The following is a 20,806-nucleotide window of genomic DNA, read 5'->3' on the forward strand; positions in this document are numbered from 1 at the left end:
TGGGCAGTCGTACGTCGAAGCGTCGGAGGCCACGCCGCAGCGCCTTGCGAGCGCGGCGACGTGACCACGGGTGGGAGTCACGTGTCAGGGCTCCCGCGGTGGCCGTCAGCGAAGGCGTCGGGCGACGGCATACGCAGTTCCTTGCGCAGCTCGATCACGGCTTCGTCGTAGCGGACATCGGGTTCGCCGAAGACGAGGGCGGCGATCGGCGTGGCCATCAGATGCCGCTCGACGACGCGGCGCAGCAGGTCCGTGATCAGATCCCTGGGGACCAGTTCGTCCTCTACCCGCGCGTGCGCCCAGGCGATCAATACGTCACGCGCCTCGGGATGGACCTGGGCGTTCGCCAGGGCTGTGCTCCAGGCGTCGACCAGAGCCTGCTTGATCTCCGGGTCATCGACGGCCGCCGTCAGCACGACGCGGAGGGCGAACGGGTCGGTACGCGGGTCCATCAGTGCGAGAAACGCCCTGTGGCCGGCCAGGTGCCCGCTCTCCTTGGCCCACCCAATGACGGCCGCCCACACCCGGGCGAACTGGTACTTGCGGGAGGCGAGCGCAGACAGGGCGGTCTCGGCCGCCTCGACGGCCGCGTCGCGATCGGTGCGGGCCAGGATGTGACGCAGCCGTACCAGGGTCTGGCGCGGATAGTGGTCGGCGAAGGAAGTCTGACAGACCAGGGCGATGGTCCTGGCGACAGCGACCGGGGGTCCTGCGACCAGGTCAGGAGCCGGGACCGCACCGCCGGGCCCAGTCCGTCCGCCTCAGCGGCGGTCGCCAGGACCCGGGCGATCAACTCCAGGTGTTCGTCGGCGCTGTTGCCGTTGTCGATCCAGGCGCGGACCTTGTCGATGACACGGATGTCGTTCTCGGCGATGGCCAGGTCGACCAGCAGGTCGCTGATCGGGGCAAGCCGGGTGGCGCTCGGCCCCTTGGGAGCGGTGAGCTCGTTGAGCCACGTCAGCAGCGGTGTGTGGATGTCCACGCGCTGCCGCCACAGGTGCAGCAGCACCGACCGCGCGTATCCAGGCTTGTGGTCGAGGGTGGCACGGCGCCCGTTCACCTGGGCGCCGACCCCCTTGAGACGTGTGGTGAGATCCGGGCCGGTCAGGATGGTCCGTACGTCCTTCTCCGGCTCCTCGCCCAGAAGATCCCGGGCGGCGCCCTGAATGGTGAGAGCCTCTTCGCCCCCGAGGGACACGGACGCGATCGGCAGAGCGCGGTCATCGGCTTTGTGCTGAGTCCTGTCGAACACGTCAGCGACCTGAGGGCGCCATTTCTGGAACGATGCCCGTGCCGCCTCCTGCCCCTTCGGCGACGCCTCCACCTTGGCCAGGATGCCGGCGAGCCTGTCGGTGTCCGCCGGACTGCTGCTCTCGGTCAGCAGATCAGCCAGGTTGCCCCGGGAACTGCTGACGTCCCTGGGGCCCGGCGTCACCCAGTGAATCCTGTCCGGGAGCCGGTGCACCTGCCGCAGATGAGAGATCGCCACCTGGTGGGTGGAGGGTTCGACCGCAGCCCGAATGACCGCCCGAGCCAGCGCCCCGGACTCGTCCTCCGGCCATCCCGACTTGTCGGCGACCACCACGAGGAACGAGCCGTTGTGCCGCAGATCCTCCGCATAAGACACGAGCCCGACGGCGAACTTGCGAGGGTCCTTCCACGAACCGATCTCCGCCGCGACATCGAGCAGGTAGCCGGTCCCCGGCTCATCTGGCAGTACGGAGACATCCGGAACAGCGGGATCACTCCAGTCAGGACTGATCTCCACAAGCGAAGGCAGGCCGTCGCTAACGGTACCGACCGCCTTTGCCGCCTCCCGCAGAGCCCTGATCCCCGTCGTACGCTTCCCGAAGCCGGGCGCCCCCGCGATCACCGCCAAGGCGCCCTCGCCGATGAGCAGAGCGGCCGCCTCGGCCGCGGCGGTCAGCGGCTCACCCTGTGAGCCGACGCCGCCGACCCAGGCAGTGCGCACCACCTGCAGCTCCGCGTCGGAGATGTCGGCGGCCGACAACAGCTGCTTGCCCGTCATCGTCACCGAACCCGCGGCAACGATGATTGAAGAGCGGTCGTTGCCTCCACGTTCACGTGCACGGGCACCGGAGGAGGGGAGGTGGGCTGGGACGGAACACCGCCATAGGCGGGTTCGTCGCTCACTTCTCACCCCCGGGCGCCCGGTAGACGATGCTGCCGCCGGTGCTGATGCCGCCACCGGAGATGACCACCTGGCTGTTGGTGTTGTGGTGCACGCTGGTCCGGTCGCCTCGTGCCTCCTCCGCCGAGTCCGCGCCATCCACCAGCGCCTGCAGCTCGGCCGCGGCGTCGGGGTTCTTCTGCAGGAACGCCGCCAGCTGGATGAACAGCTCCCGCTGAAGCGCCTCGGCCACTGCGTCCCGCTCACCCTCCGGACACTCGACCAGCCGCGTGCGCGCGGCATCAAGGAGCCTTTTCAGAGTGGCCACCGATGGGGTGACGACGAGGGGACCGCAACGCACGAGGCACCCGTGCCGTTGAGGGAGGTGTTCGACGTCTCAACTCATCAGCGCAGGTGCCTCGTTGGTTCCCTATCCTGCCGCACTCGATCTGCCACACGCGCTGGTCGAGTGGGTCACCATGCTTATCGTCACCCGCGAGGGTGACCGTCGCTGCAAACTGCCGCCGAACCAGCGTGCCCTGGTCGGTCTGGTGTACCTGCGCCGCCACGACACGCTTGCCCAACTCCCGGCCGGGTTCGGCATCTCCGTTGGAGCCGCGCACGCTTACGTCGGCGCCGTCATCGGTCTGCTCGCCGCTCGCGCGCCAGGCCTGCTGAAGGTGTTGCGGGAGACGGATCCTGACTTCGCTCTGCTCGACGGGACCCTTGCAACCACGCCACCAGCCCCGCCGGGTGCCCCGCGGCAGGGCTGGTGGCGTGGGTGAGCGTTCTGGCGGGAGCCAGGTCCTGTGCCGGTGTTTAGCCGAAGGACGGGGACGTCTGGGCGCCGCAGAGCGGTGGACTCAGCGAACGATCTGCGCGCACAGGTGCTCCAGACGTTCTCGGGACGACGCCAGCAGTTCCCGGTCGTCGATTTCCTCCACCGCCACGACGGTCAGCAGCGCCGCGATGTCCAGTTCGTAGAAGTCCAGGACTCGTCGGTGCTGTTCGACGTCGGCGTCGTCGAGCCCGTACCCGGACCGGAAGGCCTCGGTGAAGAGCCCGCAGAAGCGGACCCGTGCGAGCTCGAGCCAGGGGTCACCGGTGATCGCGTTCGCGACGTCGATCACCGCCGCGATGCTCCCCTGCCGCACGCAGATGTTGGGCGCCCGCAGGTCGAGGTGGAGCAGGGCGTCCGTCCGGTGCGCGTCAGCGGGCACATCGGCCGCGCACCGGGACAGCACCGTGTCGGTGGACAGCCCGGGGCAGTACTTCTCGGCGGCACGCAGCCGGTCGGTGAGGCGCCCGAGAACGTAGGGCGGCCATGGGCCCGGCGGGCGACCCACCGTCGCGCCGGGGCGGATGGAGTGGATCGCACGGGTGATGCGTCCCAGCTCCTGCTGCTGGTCCTCGTTCAGCTCCTCCGCCGGCTGGTGCTCGATGTGCTCGCACAGCATCCAGGAGATGCCGTCCGGGGTGCCGCGCCGCCGCCAATCAAGGACGGAAGGAGCCGGTACACCCGCCTTGCCCAGCAGTCCGAGGACGTTCACCTCCTTGGCGAGTACGTCGGCGAAGTCGACGGCGCCCTCGTAGTCGGTCTGCAGGACCTCGTGGCGGGGGGAGCGCACGACCCCGGCGATCCTGCCGTCGGGATGGCGGGCGAGGTCGGCGAAGTAGTCCACTCCTTCCCGCCATGGAGCGACGCGGATGCCGGGATCGCCGAGGGCGCGGCCGACTTCCACTTGCAGAGCGGTGGTCCGGGCCGTGGCGGATTCTGTCGTCACCGTGCGGACACCTGTTCCGCCGGGTAGGTCGCGCGGTCGCGCCAGTACGCCTCCGTGACCGCGTATATCTCCTGGACCGCGCTCAGTCCGGCGGCGATCTCCTCCTGGCCGAGCCAGCTCTTGGTGACAGTGTTCTGGTCCCGGTCTCCGAACGTCTCGACGGGCAGGTCGAGACGCCCACGTTCATTGCCGTAGTGCGCGGCGAGCCAGTTGATGTTGACGGCGGGCATGATGTCCACGAATTCCCTGACCCATTGAACTGTTCTTCTGTAGTCGTCCCCAGGTATACCCATGATGAAGTTGGGGATCATGTAGAGCCCCAACTCGCGGATGGTTTCGCTCGCCTTGTAGAGGTGCTTGGTGCGAAAGGGCTTTCGGAGGTATTTGAGGAGACCGTCGTGCGCGGTCTCGACGCCGAACTCGACGTAGCGCACGCCCATGTCACGGCAGTCGGCGAGGAACCCGGGCCTGGCTGCCAGGGACGGCGGGGTCTGGATGATGAACCCCTCGAAGCCGGGATGGGAGGCGGCGAAAATGTCCCGGACCTCGCCCAGGTCCCGCCAGTTGTTCGCCGCCGGATCGCCGAACGACTTGTCGTCGATGAAGGCGAGCCGGAAGTCCAGGGGCGCGAGGGCGGCTATCTCGGCCTCGTGGCCCGCGGGGTCGGCGGGAACGACCTGCGTGGGGACGGTGCAGAAGTTGCAGCGGAACGAGCATCCGCTGCTCATGCTGAACCGGGGGATGCACTGGAGTCCGTCGAAGAGCCGGTAGTCGAGCGTGGTCCGCGGGCGTGCCCCGGGCAGGAAGTCGGGCAGGTTCGCGACGTCGTGGAGGAAGCTCACATGGGGGTGCCCCGCGAACACCTCCGGGTCGACGTAGCCCCCGACGACCATCGTCGCGCCGGTGGAGGCCAGATGGAGCAGCTGCTCCACATTGGCGTCCAGCGCAGAGAAGAGGAACACATCGCCCTCGGCCGCCTTTGCGAGGCGGCGGTGCGCGACGTCGAGATCGTCGACGACCATGAGCTCTTTGCGGAAATGCTGGTCGGGGAGCATGGAGGCGACGATGGGAATCCAGTACGGGATTTCCATGAAGTGTTGCGGCATGTAGTAACCACGCATGCGGGCGTATGAACGCGTGTAGTAGTCCCTCATGGTGCTGTCCTCGGTCAGTAAGAGGTCGCTGAACTGGACCAGGACGGCTCGGGACGCCGCCTCTTGACCGGAAGGGTGAATTCCCCTTCTAATGCCGACTGTTGGGATGTGCACGGACATGGTTTTCCCCCGCCGATCACACGCTGGGCACGGGCAGGCCATGCTAGCTATGAGGCACATTCAAAACAATGGCGTGGTTGTGGCCGGAAGGAATCAGCGGCCAGGTGAGGGCGCAGGCCGGGCGCCCGGCACGCGAACCAGCCGGGGGTGAACCGGTCCGGCTGCGGAGCTCGGTCCCCGACGCGACACCGGCGGAGTGGACCGCTGGTCGCAGCGTTTCCTCCGCCGCTTCGACCTGGAATCACTCGCGCATACGGCCCGACGCGGGCGAGGCGAGCATCGCTTTGAGGATGCGTTGCAGCTCAACGCGGTCCTGGGGGGTGACCCTCGCCAACCTGCGGTCGTACTCCGCCGCGAGAGCTGCAAGTGCTCGATCGCGTGCCTGCGTGCCCTCAGCGGTCAGTACGAGCCGATGACGCCGCAGGTCCGCCTCGTCGATCTCGCGGCGGACGAAGCCCTTGGCGACGAGGTTGCGAACGTAGACCGTCACGCTCGCCTTGGGCAGCAGCAGCGCCGTCGCGATCTCAGCCGGGTACGGCGATGCCTCCACCTCGGCCAGGACGAAGAACTCCTTCGTCTCCAACCCGAGCTCGGCCAGCTCCCCCGTGCAGGCATCCATCACAACACCCAGCAGCCGCTGGTTCAGCGTCCACAGATGCGCCCCGTCGACCGGCATGCGGCCCTCCATCCAGGTGATGCAGTTTCGTATTAGTTTCAGATCGTACAAGATAGTGTCTTGTACTGGACTCCTATGGAACAACAGTCTCACGGAGGAAGCCAGGCATGCTTCAGCACCTCACGATCCCGCGCGGTCCCCTCAACCTCGCCGCGGACCTCCACCTGCCCGACAACGCCGACAACGCCGACAGCGGCGCGCCGCTGCGCGCCGTGGTGCTCTCCACCCCAGGCAGCAGCGTGAAGGAGCAGATCGGCGCCAACTACGCATCCCGCCTCGCCGCTCGCGGCATCGCGGCGCTCGTCCTCGACCCCGCCCACCAGGGCCAGAGCGAGGGCGAGCCCCGCGACCTCGAAGACCCCTACCGCCGAGGGGAGGACATCTCCTACGCCATCGACGCGCTCTCCACGACCCCCGGCATCGACCCGCAGCGCATCGGCGTCCTCGGCATCTGCGCCGGTGGAGGCTACGCCGTGCACACCGCCCGCACGGACCACCGCATCACCGCGGTCGGCACGGTCGTCCCCGTCGACATCGGCGCCTCATTCCGCAGCTTCCAGCCCGACGGTCCGGCCGCAGCACTCGACGCCCTCGCGGACGCACGCACCGAAGAGGCCCGCTCCGGCGAGACGACCCGCGTGAACTGGCTGCCCGACACCCTCGAGGACGCCACGGCGGCGGGCCTGACCGACATCGACACCACTCAGGCCATCACCTACTACCGCACCGAGCGAGGCGGTAGCGAACACTCCACGAACCGGCGCCTCTTGCGCAGCGACTCCCACCTGCTGGGCTACGACGCGTTCCACCTGGCCGATCAGCTCATGACCCAACCACTCCAGGTCATCCTCGCCGGACGCATCGGCAACACCGGCTCCTACGACACCGGCATGCGGCTGTGGAAGCTGGCCCCCAACCCCGTCGACCTCATGGTGATCGACGGCGCCGGCCACTACGAGATGTACGACGAACCCGAATACGTCGACGCTGCCGTCGAGCGACTCGTCAGCTTCTATGCGAACAACCTGTAAGGCATACGAACCGGCGTACCTGTGCGGTCGCAGCACCAGTGATCGCCGCTCACACCCGACTCCGCCTCGCCGCCTCAGCCCCGCTCGCGTGCGGCGAGGGCTTCGTACATCCGGACGACCTCCCGGTTCGAAGAGCAAGCGCCGAGCCGCCCACCGCAACGTCTGCAGAACAGCCGGACGCCCCGAACCGATCAAAGCCCACCAGGCCGCCGCAGGGTACACGCCAAGCTAAGGTCAATCCGAAAGATGTACGTATCTGTTCGAATGCCGGAGCAGCAGGCTCAGGACACGTGCAGCGCACTGGAAGGAGACGAAGCCGTGCATGGCGAGTACAAGGTGCCCGGCGGCAAGCTGGTCGTCGTGGATCTGGATGTCGAGGACGGTGTCCTGCGCAACGTGCGAGTCGCCGGGGACTTCTTCCTGGAGCCGGACGAGGCGATCCTCTCGATCAACACGGCCCTTGAGGGTTCACCCTCATCGACGGACGCCGCAGGGCTGGCCGCCCGGATCACGGCGGCGATGCCGGAGTCGACCGTGATGTTCGGGCTGACAGCGGAGGGCGTCGGCATCGCCGTCCGGCGCGCTCTGGCCCACGCGACCGAGTGGAGCGACTACGACTGGCAGCTGGTGCGCATGGGGCCGCAGGCGCCGGCCCTGCACATGGCGCTGGACGAGGTGATCACCGCCGAGGTGGCCGCCGGGCGGCGGGCGCCGACCCTGCGGGTATGGGAGTGGGCCTCGCCCGCCGTGGTGATCGGCAGCTTCCAGTCCCTGCGGAACGAGGTGGACCCCGAAGGGGCCGCGAAGCACGGGATGACGGTGGTGCGTCGCATCTCCGGTGGCGGGGCCATGTTCGTAGAGCCCATGAGCACGATCACGTACTCCTTGTCCGTACCGGAGTCCCTGGTCTCGGGCCTGTCCTTCGCGGACAGCTACGCCTACCTCGACGACTGGGTGCTCGGGGCGCTCGGCGACATGGGCATCAGGGCCTGGTACCAGCCCCTGAACGACATCGCCACCGAGGCCGGCAAGATCGCCGGTGCGGCCCAGAAGCGCATGGTGGGCCCCGATGGCGGCCCTGGAGCCGTCCTCCACCACGTGACGATGTCCTACGACATCGACGCCGAGAAGATGCTGGAGGTGCTCCGTATCGGCAAGGAGAAGATGTCCGACAAGGGCACCAAGAGCGCCAAGAAGCGTGTCGACCCGCTCCGCCGCCAGACGGGCCTCGCGCGGGAGCAGGTCATCGAGAACATGATCGCCTCCTTCCGCAACCGCTACGGGCTGACCACTGGCGAAGTCGCGGCGGACGAGATGGCCCGCGCGCAGGAACTGGTGCGGACGAAGTTCGCGACCGAGGAATGGACCGCGCGCGTCCCGTGAACGCCGAGCCCTGCCGGGTGCCCCCTCGCACCCGGCAGGGCGAGTAGCCCCTTGCCCGTGATCACGCCGACTCGTGGCGCCGCATGATCGGCTCCTTCCGCGACCGCTACGGTCTGGCCGAAGGCGCCGTCACCGACCGGGAGACGGCGCTCGCCGAGGAACTCGCCCGCACCGAGTCCGCCACCGAGGAGTGGGTCGCCCGGGTTCCCCGGCGAGACGTGCGAACAGCCGTTCAGGGCGGTCGGTAGCCTGCGGGGAAACGGCGTCGACAGCAAGGCGAGAGGCTGCATGTTCACCACGCGTCCCACCCTCCAAGGCACCTTCGGCATGGTCTCGTCCACGCACTGGCTGGCCTCGCAGTCCGCGATGGCCGTACTGGAGGACGGCGGCAACGCCTACGACGCGGCCGTCGCCGCCGGGTTCGTCCTGCACGTGGTGGAACCGCACCTGAACGGCCCGGCCGGCGAGGTCCCCCTGCTTCTCGCGCCCCACGACGGCGAGGTCCGCGTCCTCTGCGGCCAGGGGGTCGCGCCCGCCGGGGCGAGCGCCGCCCACTACCGTTCGCTCGGCCTCGACCTCGTCCCCGGCACCGGCCCCCTCGCCGCCGCCGTCCCCGGCGCCTTCGACGCCTGGATGCTCCTCCTGCGCGACTACGGCACCCGCACCCTCGCCGAAGTCCTGAAGTACGCCGTCGGCTACGCGGAGGACGGGCACGCCCCGGTCGAGCGGGTCACCGCCACCGTCGAGACGGTCCGCGAGCTGTTCACCACCGAGTGGACCAGCTCCGCCGAGGTCTACCTGCCCGGCGGCAAGGCCCCCGCCCCCGGCGCGCTGTTCCGCAACCCCGCTCTCGCCGCCACCTGGCGCCGCCTCATATCCGAGGCCGAAGAGGCCGGCGGCGCCGACCGGGTCGCGCAGATCGAGGCGGCCCGTGCCGTCTGGCGCACCGGCTTCGTCGCCGAGGCCCTGGTCCGCCAGGCGGCCCGCCCCACCATGGACACCACCGGCACCCGCCACAGCAGCACCCTCACCGCCGAGGACCTGGCCGACTGGTCCGCCTCGTACGAGGCGCCCGTGACGTACGACTGGCGCGGGTGGACGGTCTGCAAGGCGGGCCCCTGGAGCCAGGGGCCCGCGCTGCTCCAGCAGTTGGCGCTGCTCCCGGACGAACTGCCCGCCCACGGCTCGGCCGACTACGTCCACCTGCTGATCGAGGGCTGCAAGCTCGCCATGGCCGACCGCGAGGCGTGGTACGGCGACGCCTGCGAGGTGCCGGTGGGCGCGCTGCTCTCCGAGGAGTACAACAGGGGGCGGCGCGCGCTGATCGGCGACCGGGCCTCCCTGGAGTTGAGGCCCGGCAGCCCCGAGGGGCGCACGCCCGCGCTCGCCGCCCACGCCCGCGCGGTCGCCGCCGGGCAGGGGGCCCACGCCGCCGCGCCCGGCGCCGCCGGTGCGGGCGAGCCGACCGTGGCGCGCGACGGGGCCACCCGGGGCGACACCTGCCACCTCGACATCGTCGACCGCTGGGGCAACATGGTCTCGGCCACGCCGAGCGGCGGCTGGCTCCAGTCCAACCCGGTCGTCCCCGAACTCGGTTTCCCGCTCGGCACGCGGCTCCAGATGACCTGGCTCGACGAGGGCCTGCCCAACACCCTCACCCCCGGCGTGCGCCCGCGCACCACGCTGACGCCGTCCATCGCGCTGCGCGACGGTGTGCCCGTGCTGGCCTTCGGCACGCCCGGCGGCGACCAGCAGGACCAGTGGCAGACCCACTTCTTCCTCGCGGTCGCCCTGCGCCCGGAGGTCCGTGGCGGACTCGACCTCCAGGGCGCCATCGACGCCCCCAACTGGCACACCGACTCCTTCCCCGGCTCCTTCTACCCGCGCGGGATGGACCCCGGCGCCGTCACCGTGGAGTCCCGCACGGACGCCGAGGTGGTCGGGGAGCTGCGCCGGCGCGGCCACCGGGTGACCGTCGGCGGCCCCTGGTCCGAGGGCCGCCTGTGCGCCGTCGCCCGCGACCCGCGCACCGGCGTCCTCTCGGCCGCCGCCAACCCGCGCGGCATGCAGGGGTACGCGGTCGGGCGCTGAGCCGAGCCGCCGGGGGCACCCGGAGTTCACCTCGCCGTCGCCGCCGGCCGGTCCGGCGTTGCCGGTGCGGCATGGTCTGATGGGAGACATGATCGAACAGTTCTCCGAACTGAGGAGATTCCTCGACCGCCACCTCGACGACGTCACCGAGGCCGTCCGGGAGGCGGCGGCCGCCGAGGTCGTGCCGCGCTTCCGGCAGCTCGCCGAGGACGACGTCGTCCAGAAGTCCGGCCCGCACGACCTCGTCACCTCCGCCGACCGGCTCGCCGAGGTCCGGCTCACCGCCGCCCTCACCGCCCTCCTCCCCGGCTCCGTCGTCGTGGGCGAGGAGGCCGTCCACGCCGATCCGGGGGTGTGCGGGGCGCTGGAGGGCGACACGCCCGTCTGGATCGTCGACCCGGTCGACGGCACCCGCCAGTTCGTCCACGGCGACCCGGGCTTCTGCACGCTGGTCGCCCTGGTGCGCGGAGGCGAGACCCTCGCCTCCTGGACCTACGCCCCCGCCCTCGGCGAGCTGGCCATCGCCGTGCGCGGGGACGGCGCGAGGCTGGACGGCACCCGGCTGGCCGCCGGTTCGCCCGCCGACGGCGCCGCGCTGTCCGTCGCCACCTCGCACCCGGACTTCACGACGCCCGCGCAGAAGGAGGCCCTGCTCGGCCTGCGGGTGCCGGGCGTCGACCCGCGCCCCTGCGGCTCGGCCGGGCTGGAGTACCTGGCGGTGGCCCGCGGCACCAGTGACGCGACCGCCTTCTCCTGGGAGGCCGCCTGGGACCACGCGGCCGGGCTCCTGCTGGTCACCGAGGCCGGCGGCGCCCACCTCACCCGCGACCGGGTGCCCTTCCGCTACCGGGGAGGCAACGCCCTGCCCTTCACGGCCGCCCGCGACCTGGCCACGGCCGAGCGGGTGGTGAAGCTGCTGGGCGGCTGAGCCGGGCGCGGAGGCCACGGACCGGCGCCTCAGGCGTCCACTACGCCCCGCACCTCGCGGACCAACGCGGCTGCCGCCTCGACCGCCCGGGCGTCCAGCCCGGCCAGACAGGCGGTGACCCGGTCCGCGAACCGCTCCGGCGCTCCCGGCAGCGCCGCAGTGGCCGCCAGCGCGCCCTTCTCGTTCAGCAGCCAGCGGCGGTGATGGGCGTGGAGCGACTGCGCGAGCACGCCGAACGCCCGCGCCAGGCAGAGCGCCACGTGCAGCCCGTCCCCGCCGGGCGCCGACTTGGCGGCCGCCGCCACCGAGAACTCCGCCTCCCACGCAGCCCCCGCCAGCGCCCGGCGCAGCGGCTCCGGGTAGCCGGGTTCCTCGCGCACCTGGTGCCGCAGCGCGCCCAACTCGCCCGCCGGGTCGGCCAGAACCCGCCCGTACGCCACCTCGCCGGCGTACCCCGGCGACCAGAAGCCGAGCGGGTGTCCGGGCTGCGCCCCCACCTCGTACCGACCCCCGCGGCAGTCGTGCCACACCCGTTCGACCCGGTCCAGGTCGCGCAGGATCCAGTCGACCGGGACGCCGTCCACCCGCAGCCAGGCCCCGCCGTTCACCCACGGCCCCCAGCCGCCGGGCCCCGCCACCTCCACCGGCGAGCCCTGCGCGGCCGAGGCCAGGGCGGTGAGGCGGTCGAGGCCGAGCGCGCCCCGGTAGTAGACGCCCAGGTCCCAGTCGGAGCCGGGGCGGTGCGTGCCACGGGCCCGGCTCCCGCCGAGCGCCACCGCCCGGACACCCGGTACGGCGGTCAACTCCCGGGCCATCCGGGCGACCGGCTCCCACACCACGGGGGCGTACCCGCCGTCCGCAGGGCCCCCGCCGCCGTGCGGCCCGCTCGTCGTCGCCGTCATCGCGTCCTCTCGCCGGGGGCGGCCCGCACCCGGAGGCGGAAGCCGCGGACGGGACCGCGTCACGGCCCCCCGGCACCGTACCGGCGGCCCCGCGCGGGCCGCACCCGCATATCCTGGACGACCCGGCCCGGCCGACCCAGGAGTCCGCGCATGCCCACGCTGCTCGATGCCGTCGTCGTGGGCTCCGGGCCCAACGGACTGACCGCCGCCGTCGAACTGGCCCGGCGTGGCATGGACGTCGCCGTCTTCGAGGCGAGGGACGGCATCGGCGGGGGAGCACGCACCGAGGAGCTGACCCTCCCCGGCTTCCGCCACGACCCGTGCTCCGCCGCGCATCCCCTCGGCGCCACCTCCCCGGCCTTCGCCGCGCTGCCCCTGGAGCGGTACGGACTGCGCTGGCTCCACGCCGAACTGCCCCTGGCCCACCCCTTCCTGGACGGCGGGCCGGCCGCCGTGCTGGCCCGCTCGGTCGGCGAGTCCGCCGCCTCCTTCGGCGCGCGCGACGCCGGTACGTACCGGCGGCTGATCAGTCCCCTGCTGCTCCGCTGGGAGGGCCTGTTCCGCGACTTCATGGCGCTGCCGTCCACCGCCCTGCCCCGCGACCCGCTCACCCTGGCCCGCTTCGGCCTGGCGGGCCTGCCCCCGGCCTCCCTGCTGCTGCGCCGCTTCCGCGACGACCGGGCCCGTACCCTCTTCGCCGGACTGGTCGGCCACGTCATGGCGCCGCTCGACGGGATCGCCACCAGCGCCGTCGGCCTGGTCTTCGCCCTGGCCGCGCACGCCCGGGGCTGGCCGGTCGCCCAGGGCGGCTCGCAGGCGATCTCCGACGCCCTCGCCGGGCTCCTCACCGACCACGGCGGCAGCCTCCACACCGACTACGAGGTCAAGCGCCTCGACGACCTCCCGCCGGCCCGCGCCTACGTCTTCGACACCTCGCCCACCGCGCTGGCCCGCATCGCGGGACTCGGCGGCCACTACGACGGCTACCGCTACGGCGCCGGCGTCTTCAAGCTCGACTACGCCCTGGACGGCCCCGTCCCCTGGACCTCCCCGGACGCCCGCCGCGCCACCACCGTCCACCTCGGCGCCGACCCCCGCGAGATCGGCGCGGCCCTGCGTGCCGTCTCCCGCGAGAACCGGCCGCCGTCCCCGCCGTTCCTCATCACCGTCCAGCCGAGCGTCGCCGACCTCACCCGCGCCCCCGAGGGCAAGCAGGTCTTCTGGGTCTACGGCCACGTCCCCAACGGCTGGCGAGGCGACCTCACCGACGCCGTCGAACGCCGACTGGAGGAGTACGCCCCGGGCTTCCGCGACCGCGTCCTCGCCCGCGCCGCCGCCGGGCCGCCGGAACTGGCCGCCCGCAACGCCAACTACGTCGGCGGCGACATCGCCTGCGGCGCCGCCTCCGGTCTCCAGCTCCTCCTGCGCCCGAAACTCACCCTCTCCCCGCACACCACCCCGCACCCGGCGGTCTTCCTCTGCTCCTCGGCCACCCCACCCGGCCCGGGCGTCCACGGCATGTCCGGCCACAACGCGGCCAGGGCGGTCTGGCGCCACCTCAACCGCCGCTGAGCCACCGAGCGGCTCGGCCCGCACCGGTGGCCGCTGGAGGACGCGGCACGGATCGCCGTGGCAGCCGTGCGGGAGGCCGGCACGCGTGAGGAGGAGGCAGGTGCGTTCTCTTCGACGGTCCGCGCCTGCGAAGCGCTCGCCGCGCGGGCCGGCTGAGCGCCCGGAGCCCCGGCGCGCCCGCCCCCGCTCGCAAGGACTGCCAAATGACGGCAGGCCGTGGCGTGTTGACCCCGTACCCGTCGATCGCCCGTGCCGGTGCAGGATGAGACAGCTGGCGGCCGGGAGGCCGTCTTCCGACCAGCCCCGCCGAGGAGACAGACGTATGAGTGATCCTGCCGTCCCCGCCACCGCCCCCGGCGCCCCGCAGGCGGCGCGCCCGGAGCCCACCGGACCCGTGCCGTACACCTGCGAGGTGCCCGGTACGGGCCCCGTCTCCTTCCGGCCGCTCGCTCCCGAACGGGACGCGGCCCTCGTCCACACGTGGGTCGACGACGAACGCGCCCGGTTCTGGGGCATGGTCGGGCACACGGTGGAGCGGGTACGCGAGGTGTACGCCTTCCTCGACGGGCTGGACACCCACCACGCCTACCTGATGGAACACGCCGGCCGCCCCGTCGGGCTGCTCCAGACCTACCAGCCGCAGCACGACCCCCTGGGCGACTACTACCCGGTACGCCCCGGCGACGTCGGCATCCACCTGCTCTTCGCCCCCGCCGAAGGCGCACCCCGGCCCGGGTTCGGCGGCGCGCTGCTCACGGCGATCCTCGACTTCGTCTGGGCCGATCCGGCGCATCTGCGCGTGGTCGGCGAGCCCGACGCCCGCAACACCAGGTGCCACCGGCGGCTCTCCCTCGGCGGCTTCACCGCCGGCGAGGAGATCGCGATGGAGCACAAGTCGGCACGGCTCTTCTTCCTCGAACGCCGGTCCGTGGCCGCGCCGACGGGGCGAACGGACCTCGGGTAGGCACTCCGGCCCGGCGCGGACAGCGGCCGAGTGCGGGGCTCAAGGGCCTGCCCGCCCCGCCCAGGCCGCCGTCTCACTCTCCCAGCGCGTCCCCGTGCCAGTCGGGCCGGCTCCCGGCCTCCTCGACGGTCAGCGGAGGGCGGGCCGCCGCCGGGGGACGGCGGGAGGGCGCAGACCTCCCCGATCGCGACGGCGCCCCCGCACGGACGGGGTTGCCGGAGACGGCCGGGCGGGGTTTCGGAGCAGCGTGGCGCCGGGCGGGAACGGCCGCCGCCCCTGCTCCTTCGCCCAAGGCCGGGCCGGGGAGCTTCCCTGTGTCCCGGGTAGGACGAGCGGGACGGTGAGCCGGGGCGGCAGGCCGCCCCGGGCCGGAGCAGCGGGAGCCCGCTCCGCGAGAGGCCGTGCCGGAAGCGGCGGCCCCGTCGGCCGGTCGGCGCCGCGCTCCACCGAGCCCCGTCGGGGGACGGGTGCCGCTCCCGCCGGACCGGGGCTCCGGGCCGCGTCGGGGCACCGCCCCGTCACACCGGCATCGCCGGCTGCTCCTCCGCGCAGACCGCCCGCGCGAACTCCGCGACCAGCAACGGGGCCTCGCCCGGGTCGGCGGCGAGGGTGCGCAGGACCGGGCTGCCGATGACGATGCCGTCGACCATGGGGGAGACCGCCGCGGCGAGGGCCGGGGTGGAGATGCCGACGCCCGCCACCACGGGGAGCGGGGTCACCGAGCGCAGCCGTCGCACGGACGTCTCCAGGGCGCCCAGGTCGAGGGGGCCCCGGTAGCCGGTGGGGGCGGTGCTGGCCGGGGCGTAGAGCCAGCCGGAGGCGAGGCGGACCAGGCGGCTCAGGTCGGGGTCGGGCAGGCCGGGGGCGGCGAAGCGGGGCGCGGTGATCCCCGCCCGTGCCGCGGTCTCGTGCCAGGCCGCGGTGTCCGCCTCGGGCAGATCCACGATCATGATGCCGGACGCACCCGCCCCGGCGAGCGCCAGCGCCGTCCGTTCCGGCCCGTACTGCCGCACCGGCTCCCAGTAGCTCATCACCACCACGGGCGCGCGCCGGGCCGCGTGTTCCACGGTCCGCAGGACGTCGGCCATCGTGGCGCCGTCCTGGAGGGCCTGGCGGTAGATCGCCCGGATGAGCGGGCCGTCGTAGATCGCATCCGTGTGCGGGATGCCGATCTCGAAGAAACCCTCCTGCCCGGGAAGCGCGGGGGCCAGCGCCTCGATGTACCGGTGGACGCCGGGCAGGCCGGAGGGGAGGTAGACACCGAGCGTGGTCCGGCGGCACTCCGCGGGCGGGGCGCTGGGGAGAGCGGTGGCGGAAGAGTGAGACATGCGTGGTCTTTCGGCGAAAACGAAACGATGCGGGCAGCGCTTCAACGATCGTGCCTGGCTGCCGATGCGGGGCGGCTCGTCCGGGTGGTGGAGCCGAGGCTTCCGCAGAGCCTCCCGCAAGGCGCCGGAACACCGGTTCACCAGGGGCGCAACCCTTTCCCCGGGCTGTTCTCGGAGGGCGGAATTCTTTCTCGGCTCCGGACCGGTCCCGCTTCCCGCCACCCCCGCCGCGCCCCGCATGCTGATGTCGGATTCTCGCCAGCGTCCATCCCCGGCAGGAGCGATCCTGGAGTCATGTACACCGACACCGAGCGCTGCGTGCGGGCCGTGCGGTCGAGGGACGCCCGGTTCGACGGCTGGTTCTTCACCGCCGTGCTGACCACCGGGATCTACTGCCGCCCCAGCTGCCCCGCCGTGCCGCCCAAGCCGCACAACATGGTGTTCCACCCCAGCGCCGCCGCCTGCCAGCAGGCCGGATTCCGGGCCTGCAAGCGGTGCCGCCCGGACACCACCCCGGGCTCACCGGAGTGGAACCAGCGCGCGGACGCCGTCGCCCGCGCCATGCGGCTCATCGCCGACGGCACCGTCGACCGCGAGGGCGTCCCCGGACTCGCCGCCCGCCTCGGCTACAGCACCCGCCAGATCGAGCGCCAGCTCCTCGCGGAACTCGGCGCCGGCCCGCTCGCGCTGGCCCGCGCCCAGCGCGCCCAGACCGCCCGGCTGCTGGTCGAGACCACCGGCCTGCCGATGGCCGACATCGCCTTCGCCGCGGGATTCTCCTCGGTCCGCACCTTCAACGACACCGTGCGCGAGGTGTACGCGCTCTCCCCGTCCGCGCTGCGTGCCCGCGGCAATCCCGGCACGGGTGGCGACCGGGCAGCCGGAGCCGTCTCCCTCCGGCTGCCGCTGCGCACCCCCTTCACCCCGGACAACGTCTTCGGGCATCTCGCCGCCACCGCCGTCCCCGGCGTCGAGGAGTGGCGCGACGGCGCCTACCGCCGCACCCTCGACCTGCCGCACGGCCCGGGCATCGTCAGCCTCACCCCGGCCCCCGACCACATTGGCTGCCGACTGGCCCTCACCGACCTGCGCGACCTCACCCTCGCCATCAGCCGCTGCCGCCGCCTGCTCGACCTCGACGCCGACCCGGTCGCCGTGGACGAGCGGCTCGCCGCCGACCCCGTCCTCGCGCCGCTCGTCGCCAAGGCGCCCGGCCGGCGCGTCCCGCGTACCGTCGACGCCGCCGAGTTCGCCGTCCGCGCCGTCCTCGGCCAGCAGGTCTCCACCGCCGCCGCCCGCACCCACGCGGCCCGCCTCGCCGCCGCCCACGGCACGCCCGTCGAGGACCCGGCGGGCGGCCTCACCCGCCTCTTCCCGCGCCCCGCCGACCTCGCCGGGCTCGACCCCGCGGAACTGGCCATGCCCCGCAGCCGCCGCACCACCCTGACCACGCTGATCGCCTCCCTCGCCGACGGCTCGGTCGGCCTGGGCCCCGAGGGGGACTGGGACCAGGCGCGGGCCCGGCTGCGGGCCCTGCCCGGCTTCGGCCCGTGGACGGTGGAGATCATCGCGATGCGCGCCCTCGGCGACCCCGACGCCTTCCCCGCCACCGACCTCGGGGTGCGCCGCGCCGCCGAGCGGGTCGGCCTGCCCGGCACCCCCGGCCGCCTCACCGCACGCGCCGCCGACTGGCGCCCCTGGCGGGCGTACGCCGTCCAGTACCTCTGGGCCACCGACGACCACCCCGTCAACTTCCTGCCCGCCTGAACCGCGCCCAGCCCCACCGGAGCACCCCCATGACCCGCACCGCGCCCCCGGCGGCCGCCCGCCGCCACACCGTCGTCGACAGCCCTTGCGGCCCGCTCACCCTGGTCGCCACCGGCGGCGTCCTCAGCGGCCTCTACATGGCCGGCCAGCGGCACCGGCCCGCCCAGGAGGAGTTCGGCCCGCGCGAGGACCGCCCGTTCCAGGAGGCCGCCGACCAGCTCGCCGCGTACTTCGCCGGCACCCGTACCGTCTTCGACCTCGAACTGCGCCTGGACGGCACCCCGTTCCAGCGCTCCGTGTGGGAGCTGCTGCGCACCGTCCCGTACGGCGAGACCCGGACCTACGGCCGGCTGGCCGAGGCCCTCGGCCGTCCCGGCGCCTCCCGCGCCGTCGGCCTCGCCAACGGCCGCAACCCGGTCGGCATCATCGTCCCCTGCCACCGCGTCATCGGCGCGAGCGGTTCCCTGACCGGCTACGGCGGCGGCATCGACCGCAAGCGCGCCCTCCTCGCCCACGAGCGCGCGCAGGGACGCGATGCCTCCGCCCTGTTCTGAGCCCCGCTCAGCCCCGCCCCTCCTCGGGGTAGGCCGCCGCGTACGCCTGCTCGAAGAGGGCCCGGACCTCGGGTCCGCTCAGCCCGGCGGCGCTCGCCTTGCCCAGCCAACGGTCGAGCCCGTCGCGCAGCGGCGAGCCCGGGGCGCCGTCGGCCCGCACCAGCGAGCGGGTGACGAAGGTGCCGGCGCCCTGCCGCACCTCGGCCAGGCCCGCACTCTCCAGGGCGCGGTACGCCTTCAAGGTGGTGTTCGGGTTGACCTTGGTGGCCGCCGCCACCTGGGCCGCCGTCGGCAGCTGGTCCCCTTCGCGCAGGACACCCATCCGCAGGGCCTGCTCGACCTGGTGGACGATCTGGAGGTAGGTGGCGACCCCGCTGCGCCGGTCGATCCGGAACATGACCATCGCCCTCACCTCCCGCCCGACTGCGGCGACTTCACGGAGTCCTGCCGCGCCCCGCTCACAGCGGCCGCCTGCCGGCTCTCCACACCGCGAAGGCGGTCAGCAGGACCGTCCCGGTGAGCAGAATGCCCGCGCCGGTCCACTGCATGGCGGGCATCTGGTCGTAGCCGAGGTACTCGATCACGTTGTCGACGATCCCCTTCTCGCGCAGGCACGCCTCGGAGGCGGCCTCCGTCTGCTCGGCGCAGGAGCCCCAGCCGTACAGCCGTCCGTCGGCGCTGCCCACCCAGCGGTCCAGCTCGTACGCCTCGGACAGGCGGCCGGGCAGTTCCGTGTCGAGCGGGTGGGTGAACATCCGGGAGGGCGCCAGACCGGTGCGTACCCGGTCCCAGCCGATCTCGAAGGCGAGGGCGAAGGCGAAGGTGGCGGTCATCGCGACGAACACCCGGCGCACCAGCAGGCCGACGGTGACGCCGACGGCGGTGAGGAAGAGGGCGAACGCCGGCAGCATCGGGCCGGTGTTGTCGAAGACCGCCCCCTCCACCCACTGGTGCGGCATCACCGACCGGTGCGGCTCCCAGTACCAGGTGTGGAGCAGTGCGAGCGGGACAGCGGCCAGCAGCGCCAGGGAGTAGCCCCAGGCCAGCTTGGCCAGCAGCCACCGCCGCCGGGTGACGGACTGGGTGGTGACCAGTTGGGCGGTGCCCTGCTCCTGGTCCCCAGAGATCAGCGGGGCGCCCACGAAGACCGCCAGCGCCATCGGGAGGGCACTGAGGCCGAGCGTCATGTACGAGTGGAGGCTCCCGCCGACGACGGGGTGCGACGGTTCCTTCCCGGGCCAGCCGGCCCGGTCCAGGATGCCGACCAGCTCGAAGCGCTGCTGCAGGATGAGCGCGCAGCCGACGGCGACCGCGGCCAGCACGCCGAGCGCGGTCGCCCGGTGCTGGCGGGCGACGAGCCAGGGCAGGCCGCGCAGCAGTCTGGGCCGGGAGACGGTCGCCGCGGGGGCGGCGGGAACGGTGGCGGTCACGGGGTGGTGATCCCTTCGGTGCGGGCGTCCGGCGCGTCCAGCGCGGGAGCGTCGGGGGAGCGGAGGTGGGCCAGCAGGACTTCTTCCAGGCTGGGCCGCATCACCGACCAGGAGTCGGGCAGCGGACCCGAGGCGCGGATCAGCGCCTGGAACTGACGCCCCTGGGTCCGCACATCGACCACGGTGTGCGCGGCGAGTTCCGGCGGCGGTGTCCCCTCGGGCGCGAGACCGGTCACCAGGGTGTGCGCCGGGACGAGGGCGTCGGTGCCGCCGGTCAGCCGCACCCGCCCTCCGGCGAGGACCAGCAGGAAGTCGCACATGTCCTCCAGCTCGGTGAGCACGTGCGAGGACATCACCACCGTCGTGCCGCGCTCCACGGCCTCCGCCATCAGCAGGGCGCCCATCTCGTTGCGGGCCAGCGGATCGAGGTCCGCCATCGGTTCGTCGAGCAGCAGCAGGTCGGGGCGTTTGCCGAAGGCGAGGGCGAAGCCGACCCGGGTGCGCTGTCCGCCGGAGAGGGCGCCCACCCTGGCGTGCAGCGGTACGCCGCCGGAGCGGACGATGCGCTCGGCCGCCGCCATGTCCCACCCCGGGTTAAGTTCGCCGCCCATCCGCAGCGTCTCCGCCACCGTGAACCGCTTGAAGAGCGGCTTGTCCTGCCCGAGGAAGGCGAACCTCGGCATCACCGCCGGGTCGTCCACCGGGGTCCCGAAGAGCCGCAGCTCGCCCTCGGTCGGCCGGACCTGGCGGGTCATCAGCCGGAGCAGGGTGCTCTTGCCGGCGCCGTTGGGCCCGACCAGTCCGCAGATCCGCCCGGCCGGAAGCCGGAAGGTGCAGTCCTGGAGGGCCCAGCCGCGCCGGTAGCGCTTGCCCACGCCCTCCGCCTGGACCGCCCACTCCCCGGCACCCGGGGTGCCGGTCGTCGTGCTCATCTCAGTGTTCCCCGCCCTCGGTCGTCGCTTCGGTGACCGTCGATCAATCAGTCATTCCA

Annotated in this window: 20 protein-coding genes and 1 pseudogene; 10 read left to right on the plus strand and 11 right to left on the minus strand. The window is 72.8% G+C overall.

Annotated elements, in window-relative coordinates; all coding sequences use genetic code 11:
* Positions 1-77 precede the first annotated feature (77 nt).
* From ACSLIC_RS23190 to ACSLIC_RS23200, 3 genes are all read right to left on the minus strand, one after another.
* Positions 78-452, minus strand: coding sequence for a hypothetical protein (locus ACSLIC_RS23190; protein WP_436739632.1), 375 nt, complete (start codon positions 450-452; stop codon positions 78-80).
* Positions 452-2,029 (minus strand): hypothetical protein, encoded by a 1,578-nt coding sequence (locus ACSLIC_RS23195; protein ID WP_436739633.1) that lies wholly within the window; start codon positions 2,027-2,029, stop codon positions 452-454. Before ACSLIC_RS23195 ends, ACSLIC_RS23190 begins: the two co-directional genes overlap by 1 nt.
* A gap of 121 nt (positions 2,030-2,150) precedes the next feature.
* The gene (locus ACSLIC_RS23200) at positions 2,151-2,459 is read right to left on the minus strand and encodes a hypothetical protein (protein ID WP_436739634.1); all 309 of its coding nucleotides are present in this window, start codon (positions 2,457-2,459) and stop codon (positions 2,151-2,153) included.
* A gap of 94 nt (positions 2,460-2,553) precedes the next feature.
* Here ACSLIC_RS23200 and ACSLIC_RS23205 point away from each other — a divergent pair.
* Positions 2,554-2,862: pseudogene (locus ACSLIC_RS23205) on the plus strand (helix-turn-helix domain-containing protein); the annotation flags it as partial.
* 132 nt (positions 2,863-2,994) lie between these two features.
* Here ACSLIC_RS23205 and ACSLIC_RS23210 read toward each other — a convergent pair.
* The 3 genes from ACSLIC_RS23210 to ACSLIC_RS23220 form a co-directional block, all read right to left on the minus strand.
* Positions 2,995-3,915 (minus strand): phosphotransferase family protein, encoded by a 921-nt coding sequence (locus ACSLIC_RS23210; RefSeq protein WP_436739635.1) that lies wholly within the window; start codon positions 3,913-3,915, stop codon positions 2,995-2,997.
* Complete coding sequence (locus ACSLIC_RS23215) at positions 3,912-5,189, minus strand: radical SAM protein (RefSeq protein WP_436739636.1); 1,278 nt, start codon at positions 5,187-5,189, stop codon at positions 3,912-3,914. The genes ACSLIC_RS23210 and ACSLIC_RS23215 overlap by 4 nt, the downstream gene beginning before the upstream one ends.
* Before the next feature lie 241 nt (positions 5,190-5,430).
* Entirely contained in the window at positions 5,431-5,865 is a 435-nt protein-coding gene (locus ACSLIC_RS23220; RefSeq protein WP_436740455.1) for a MarR family winged helix-turn-helix transcriptional regulator, read from the minus strand.
* A 107-nt stretch (positions 5,866-5,972) separates the two neighbouring features.
* Between ACSLIC_RS23220 and ACSLIC_RS23225 the strand changes: the two genes are divergently transcribed.
* The 5 genes from ACSLIC_RS23225 to ACSLIC_RS23245 all read left to right on the plus strand — a co-directional run bounded on the left by ACSLIC_RS23225 (position 5,973) and on the right by ACSLIC_RS23245 (position 11,298).
* Positions 5,973-6,896 carry an alpha/beta hydrolase gene (locus ACSLIC_RS23225; RefSeq protein ID WP_436739637.1) on the plus strand — a complete coding sequence of 308 codons (924 nt, stop codon included), beginning with the start codon at positions 5,973-5,975 and terminating at the stop codon, positions 6,894-6,896.
* Between the two features lie 318 nt (positions 6,897-7,214).
* A complete protein-coding gene (locus tag ACSLIC_RS23230) occupies positions 7,215-8,279 on the plus strand; it encodes a lipoate--protein ligase family protein (protein WP_436739638.1) in 1,065 nt (354 codons plus the stop codon).
* A gap of 83 nt (positions 8,280-8,362) precedes the next feature.
* Positions 8,363-8,527, plus strand: a complete 165-nt coding sequence (locus tag ACSLIC_RS23235) for a hypothetical protein (RefSeq protein ID WP_436739639.1) — start codon at positions 8,363-8,365, stop codon at positions 8,525-8,527.
* A gap of 40 nt (positions 8,528-8,567) precedes the next feature.
* Positions 8,568-10,370: a gamma-glutamyltransferase family protein gene (locus ACSLIC_RS23240; RefSeq protein WP_436739640.1), complete on the plus strand. Its 1,803-nt coding sequence runs from the start codon at positions 8,568-8,570 to the stop codon at positions 10,368-10,370.
* 88 nt (positions 10,371-10,458) lie between these two features.
* Positions 10,459-11,298 (plus strand): inositol monophosphatase family protein, encoded by an 840-nt coding sequence (locus ACSLIC_RS23245; protein WP_436739641.1) that lies wholly within the window; start codon positions 10,459-10,461, stop codon positions 11,296-11,298.
* Positions 11,299-11,327: 29 nt separating this feature from the next.
* Here ACSLIC_RS23245 and ACSLIC_RS23250 read toward each other — a convergent pair whose 3' ends face one another.
* Positions 11,328-12,113 (minus strand): nucleotidyltransferase domain-containing protein, encoded by a 786-nt coding sequence (locus ACSLIC_RS23250; protein ID WP_436740456.1) that lies wholly within the window; start codon positions 12,111-12,113, stop codon positions 11,328-11,330.
* Between the two features lie 237 nt (positions 12,114-12,350).
* Between ACSLIC_RS23250 and ACSLIC_RS23255 the strand changes: the two genes are divergently transcribed.
* Positions 12,351-13,772 (plus strand): phytoene desaturase family protein, encoded by a 1,422-nt coding sequence (locus ACSLIC_RS23255; RefSeq protein ID WP_436739642.1) that lies wholly within the window; start codon positions 12,351-12,353, stop codon positions 13,770-13,772.
* 322 nt (positions 13,773-14,094) lie between these two features.
* Positions 14,095-14,736 (plus strand): GNAT family N-acetyltransferase, encoded by a 642-nt coding sequence (locus ACSLIC_RS23260; protein WP_436739643.1) that lies wholly within the window; start codon positions 14,095-14,097, stop codon positions 14,734-14,736.
* Between the two features lie 518 nt (positions 14,737-15,254).
* Here the strand turns inward: ACSLIC_RS23260 and ACSLIC_RS23265 are convergent.
* Entirely contained in the window at positions 15,255-16,064 is an 810-nt protein-coding gene (locus ACSLIC_RS23265; protein ID WP_436739644.1) for a tryptophan synthase subunit alpha, read from the minus strand.
* A 294-nt stretch (positions 16,065-16,358) separates the two neighbouring features.
* On the opposite strand from ACSLIC_RS23265, the gene ACSLIC_RS23270 reads away from it, so the two are divergent.
* Together ACSLIC_RS23270 and ACSLIC_RS23275 are read left to right on the plus strand one after the other, a co-directional pair.
* Positions 16,359-17,831 carry an AlkA N-terminal domain-containing protein gene (locus ACSLIC_RS23270; protein WP_436739645.1) on the plus strand — a complete coding sequence of 491 codons (1,473 nt, stop codon included), beginning with the start codon at positions 16,359-16,361 and terminating at the stop codon, positions 17,829-17,831.
* Positions 17,832-17,860: 29 nt separating this feature from the next.
* Complete coding sequence (locus ACSLIC_RS23275) at positions 17,861-18,385, plus strand: methylated-DNA--[protein]-cysteine S-methyltransferase (RefSeq protein ID WP_436739646.1); 525 nt, start codon at positions 17,861-17,863, stop codon at positions 18,383-18,385.
* Between the two features lie 7 nt (positions 18,386-18,392).
* Here ACSLIC_RS23275 and ACSLIC_RS23280 read toward each other — a convergent pair whose 3' ends face one another.
* The 3 genes from ACSLIC_RS23280 to ACSLIC_RS23290 are packed head-to-tail and all read right to left on the minus strand — an operon-like array spanning position 18,393 to position 20,747.
* The gene (locus ACSLIC_RS23280; protein ID WP_436739647.1) at positions 18,393-18,788 is read right to left on the minus strand and encodes a GntR family transcriptional regulator; all 396 of its coding nucleotides are present in this window, start codon (positions 18,786-18,788) and stop codon (positions 18,393-18,395) included.
* A gap of 55 nt (positions 18,789-18,843) precedes the next feature.
* A complete protein-coding gene (locus tag ACSLIC_RS23285; protein WP_436739648.1) occupies positions 18,844-19,815 on the minus strand; it encodes an ABC transporter permease in 972 nt (323 codons plus the stop codon).
* Positions 19,812-20,747 (minus strand): ABC transporter ATP-binding protein, encoded by a 936-nt coding sequence (locus ACSLIC_RS23290; protein WP_436739649.1) that lies wholly within the window; start codon positions 20,745-20,747, stop codon positions 19,812-19,814. Before ACSLIC_RS23290 ends, ACSLIC_RS23285 begins: the two co-directional genes overlap by 4 nt.
* Between the last annotated feature and the right edge of the window lie 59 nt (positions 20,748-20,806).

The organism is Streptomyces sp. BBFR102 (assembly GCF_051397025.1).
In the GTDB taxonomy this organism is placed as follows: Bacteria; Actinomycetota; Actinomycetes; order Streptomycetales; family Streptomycetaceae; genus Streptomyces.

What these genes read in the sequence shown, in the direction of transcription:
- ACSLIC_RS23190 (WP_436739632.1), bottom strand. Translation starts at nt 452, where the DNA reads ATGGACCCGCGTACCGACCCGTTCGCCCTCCGCGTCGTGCTGACGGCG.
- ACSLIC_RS23195 (WP_436739633.1), bottom strand. Translation starts at nt 2,029, where the DNA reads ATGACGGGCAAGCAGCTGTTGTCGGCCGCCGACATCTCCGACGCGGAG.
- ACSLIC_RS23215 (WP_436739636.1), bottom strand. Translation starts at nt 5,189, where the DNA reads ATGTCCGTGCACATCCCAACAGTCGGCATTAGAAGGGGAATTCACCCT.
- ACSLIC_RS23220 (WP_436740455.1), bottom strand. Translation starts at nt 5,865, where the DNA reads ATGCCGGTCGACGGGGCGCATCTGTGGACGCTGAACCAGCGGCTGCTG.
- ACSLIC_RS23225 (WP_436739637.1), top strand. Translation starts at nt 5,973, where the DNA reads ATGCTTCAGCACCTCACGATCCCGCGCGGTCCCCTCAACCTCGCCGCG.
- ACSLIC_RS23235 (WP_436739639.1), top strand. Translation starts at nt 8,363, where the DNA reads ATGATCGGCTCCTTCCGCGACCGCTACGGTCTGGCCGAAGGCGCCGTC.
- ACSLIC_RS23240 (WP_436739640.1), top strand. Translation starts at nt 8,568, where the DNA reads ATGTTCACCACGCGTCCCACCCTCCAAGGCACCTTCGGCATGGTCTCG.
- ACSLIC_RS23245 (WP_436739641.1), top strand. Translation starts at nt 10,459, where the DNA reads ATGATCGAACAGTTCTCCGAACTGAGGAGATTCCTCGACCGCCACCTC.
- ACSLIC_RS23250 (WP_436740456.1), bottom strand. Translation starts at nt 12,113, where the DNA reads ATGGCCCGGGAGTTGACCGCCGTACCGGGTGTCCGGGCGGTGGCGCTC.
- ACSLIC_RS23255 (WP_436739642.1), top strand. Translation starts at nt 12,351, where the DNA reads ATGCCCACGCTGCTCGATGCCGTCGTCGTGGGCTCCGGGCCCAACGGA.
- ACSLIC_RS23260 (WP_436739643.1), top strand. Translation starts at nt 14,095, where the DNA reads ATGAGTGATCCTGCCGTCCCCGCCACCGCCCCCGGCGCCCCGCAGGCG.
- ACSLIC_RS23265 (WP_436739644.1), bottom strand. Translation starts at nt 16,064, where the DNA reads ATGTCTCACTCTTCCGCCACCGCTCTCCCCAGCGCCCCGCCCGCGGAG.
- ACSLIC_RS23270 (WP_436739645.1), top strand. Translation starts at nt 16,359, where the DNA reads ATGTACACCGACACCGAGCGCTGCGTGCGGGCCGTGCGGTCGAGGGAC.
- ACSLIC_RS23275 (WP_436739646.1), top strand. Translation starts at nt 17,861, where the DNA reads ATGACCCGCACCGCGCCCCCGGCGGCCGCCCGCCGCCACACCGTCGTC.
- ACSLIC_RS23280 (WP_436739647.1), bottom strand. Translation starts at nt 18,788, where the DNA reads ATGGTCATGTTCCGGATCGACCGGCGCAGCGGGGTCGCCACCTACCTC.
- ACSLIC_RS23290 (WP_436739649.1), bottom strand. Translation starts at nt 20,747, where the DNA reads ATGAGCACGACGACCGGCACCCCGGGTGCCGGGGAGTGGGCGGTCCAG.